At 55.1% G+C, this 2,801-nt stretch carries 3 protein-coding genes; 1 reads left to right on the forward strand and 2 read right to left on the reverse strand.

What is annotated here, in order from left to right; translation table 11 throughout:
- Nucleotides 1–237: helix-turn-helix domain-containing protein (locus tag GEU01_RS25200; protein ID WP_157212911.1), on the forward strand; the 237-nt coding region annotated here is incomplete at its 5' end.
- Here GEU01_RS25200 and GEU01_RS20610 read toward each other — a convergent pair.
- Both GEU01_RS20610 and GEU01_RS20620 read right to left on the reverse strand, forming a co-directional pair.
- Complete coding sequence (locus tag GEU01_RS20610) at nt 229–546, reverse strand: Fic/DOC family N-terminal domain-containing protein (protein WP_019087540.1); 318 nt, start codon at nt 544–546, stop codon at nt 229–231. The two genes, GEU01_RS25200 and GEU01_RS20610, sit on opposite strands and share 9 nt — an antisense overlap.
- 333 nt (nt 547–879) lie before the next feature.
- Entirely contained in the window at nt 880–2,454 is a 1,575-nt protein-coding gene (locus tag GEU01_RS20620; RefSeq protein WP_019087542.1) for a Fic family protein, read from the reverse strand.
- Nucleotides 2,455–2,801 lie beyond the last annotated feature (347 nt).

Here is a 2,801-nt window from a genome sequence, read left to right on the forward strand (position 1 = left end):
GAAGCCGATCTGATCCGGATGCGTACTCGTGAAGGGATGGCCGTTGCACGCGACAAAGGTAAACTACGCGGAAAGAAACCCAAGCTTTCTGAACGTCAGCAAAAAGAGCTTCGCCGGATGTATGATACCGGCGATTACTCCATCAGCGATCTTTCAGAACTGTTTTCTATTTCTCGGCCAACTGTCTATCGAACTCTCAGCAGAACAGCCTCAACGTTCTTGTTGGGTTCACTCTAAGCGTACGTAAAGTACACTTTCGTGTTGTGACCCCTTGAGGGTGCTGTGTGTGCCTTCCAGGGCAGAACTGCTCAGGGCTTCCTGACGGCTCAGGACGCGGCTGATCAGGTACGGATCAGGCAGGGCGCGGGCGAGGGCGGCGATTTCACCCAGGGCGGACAGGGCCTGCCCATGGCGGGCGGCAGCATCGCCCAGCATAACGCCCGCTTCAGGCGGCGACGGGGGCACGACCCCGTAATGCTGGGCATAGGGGGCGGGTAGCCGCTGCAGACAGTCCCGGATCCCGCCGGCCAGATCCTCACGCTTCATCCTGCCCAACCTTTTCCAGAGACCGGATTTTCCTAGCATGATTAAGTTTTTTGTTAAAATCTTAATCATGTTTGCCAAGAGTGGGCTCTTGCGCAAGGTTCTGCCAGATTGTGCGGGTGGCTACAGGTGACGCGAATGCAAAATCCCTCCAGCCCCCGAACCTGTCCGGTAATATGGATTACCGGACAGATTGTTAATGCCCGTTTTCCCGACGTCAGAGCGCAGTACTCCGACGCCTCAAAGCGGATGTAGCTACAAGATGTATGAGGATTGGTTTCGGTCAAATCCAGAGCGGTTCACGGCGCCTTGTCCTTTTACTCGCCCTGTCAGGCTTCAGTCAGTCTGAAAGGCCGATCTCACGCCCTCAACAAAGCTTTCCCATTCTTCATCTGTGACTTGTCGGATGACTTCAGGTCCTGAGAATTCTTTCCGTAGGCCTTTGCCGACGATAAAGTTGTTGGACTGCAAGCTCCGAATGATGCGGTCGGCATCCTTGTCCGGCATGTCCAGCACGGCCTTGATTAGCCCGCGTGCCCTATGGTGACGTCGGAGATAGTCAGCCTCCTCCTGCATGTGCTCGTTCATTGTGAGTTTGATAACGTGCCCAAGATAGTCGACATGCGGCGCAAGATCCGGATAGCGCCAAGCTGGCCGAGTAGCTTCATCGCCAGTAAACACGAGGTTGGACTGAATGCCGTCCGGATAGGTTTTATTTTCCGACGCGAAAGACACATGCGGGCGTGCGACCCTCATCAGGGGGATTGAGACGCGCTCAAGGATCGCATCGTAGTGACGCCTGCTCGTCTTGTCGTCCATAATGGCAACGGACACCGGAATGATGACACCATCCGGGATAGCGTTATCCCGGCAGAGAATGTCATTGATGAGGTAGCGGTGTGTCCGACCGTTCCCGTCTGCCAAGGGGTGAATGTAGACGAAGCCGAAGGAGGCGACTGCAGCACGTAGGATGGGTGACTGCCCTTGGGTTTTTTCGAGGAAGACCGCTAGTCCATCAAGCATGTTCTTCAGGTCTTCCGGTGGTGGCGCCACATAATGCACGACCTCCCCACGTATCGTGTTCTCGCCTACAAAAACTGGTGATTTTCTGGGACCGAAACTGCTGATGAACGTCTTCGAGCCGATAATATCCTTCTGTAGTTCAATGAGCGCCGGACCGAGAAGCGGGATTGCACCCTTGCCGGTTCTGGTTGCCAGCACATGGCTGAAGAGGGAAATCTTGTCGGTCTGGTCAGCCTCGCCCTCGATAGCAAAGCTTGCCTTGCTCTCACGATTGGTGAGCCAGACTGCCGCCCGCGCGAGCATGTCATCGCCGAAATCCTCCTGCAGGCGGGTATATCTGGCGGCGATGTCGAAACCTGCGGCAAGTTCCAGCGGCCGGCTTTTTCTGATGGAGGGACAAAAATACCTTGTCCCTGGCATGTTATCCCGCACATGCCACTTTTTAATATTGATGGCTTGGTTCTGGTTTGCGGTAACAACCAGCTTGTCATTCAACGCGGAGACATAGTTGCCACCGACCGCCGTTTCGGTTTCTAGTTCTAGTCCCGTCAGAAACTCATAAAGAAAGGCGGCGCGGCGCGCGTATTGCCCCGTCGGTTCCCGCTCTATCCAGACTCGCACGAAGTCAGGTCCTGACGCCTCGAATACCCGCGCCAGCAGTTCGAGGTTGGTTGGCTCATAACGCAGGTGGAACTGAAGATGTCCGGCCGGGGTCTCAACGGGTCGCATGCTTTCCGGATAAACTTCGTAGCTCTCAAAGCCATGATGGCGGCTCTCCCGGCGCGAACCGACCGTGCTAGTCACGGGAAAGCCGCAGCAGGGATCGATACCAAAGTTATCGCCGAGCCATCGCCCGCCAAGCAGCGTGGACCTTTCTACGTCCGTCATTAGAAACACGCCTCATTCGAAAAAACCGATTACGATTGCGCATATTCGATTAGAAATCAGCAATATTGCAAGAAAAGACTTACGCCGTAGGCGAACGGTTCTCCAGAAAAGCCGGGCTAAGGCAGGCTGACAAGATCCGACGCTAAACGGCGCCGAGATTGGCGAAAACAGCTGCTTTTCAACACAATTCGTCGGAAAGCGGACTGGCAGTTCCCCTAAAGTTGTCGGCTCTATTGGATTGAGAGTGATAACGTCGCAAGGGGTGGCAGACCCATGACCTGTTACACTATATGGGTGTACGTTACCGAAGCCTCCCGCAGGGAGGGTTTGGGAGGGTACACTATGGG

The organism is Komagataeibacter europaeus LMG 18890 (assembly GCF_000285295.1).
GTDB lineage: Bacteria > Pseudomonadota > Alphaproteobacteria > Acetobacterales > Acetobacteraceae > Komagataeibacter > Komagataeibacter europaeus.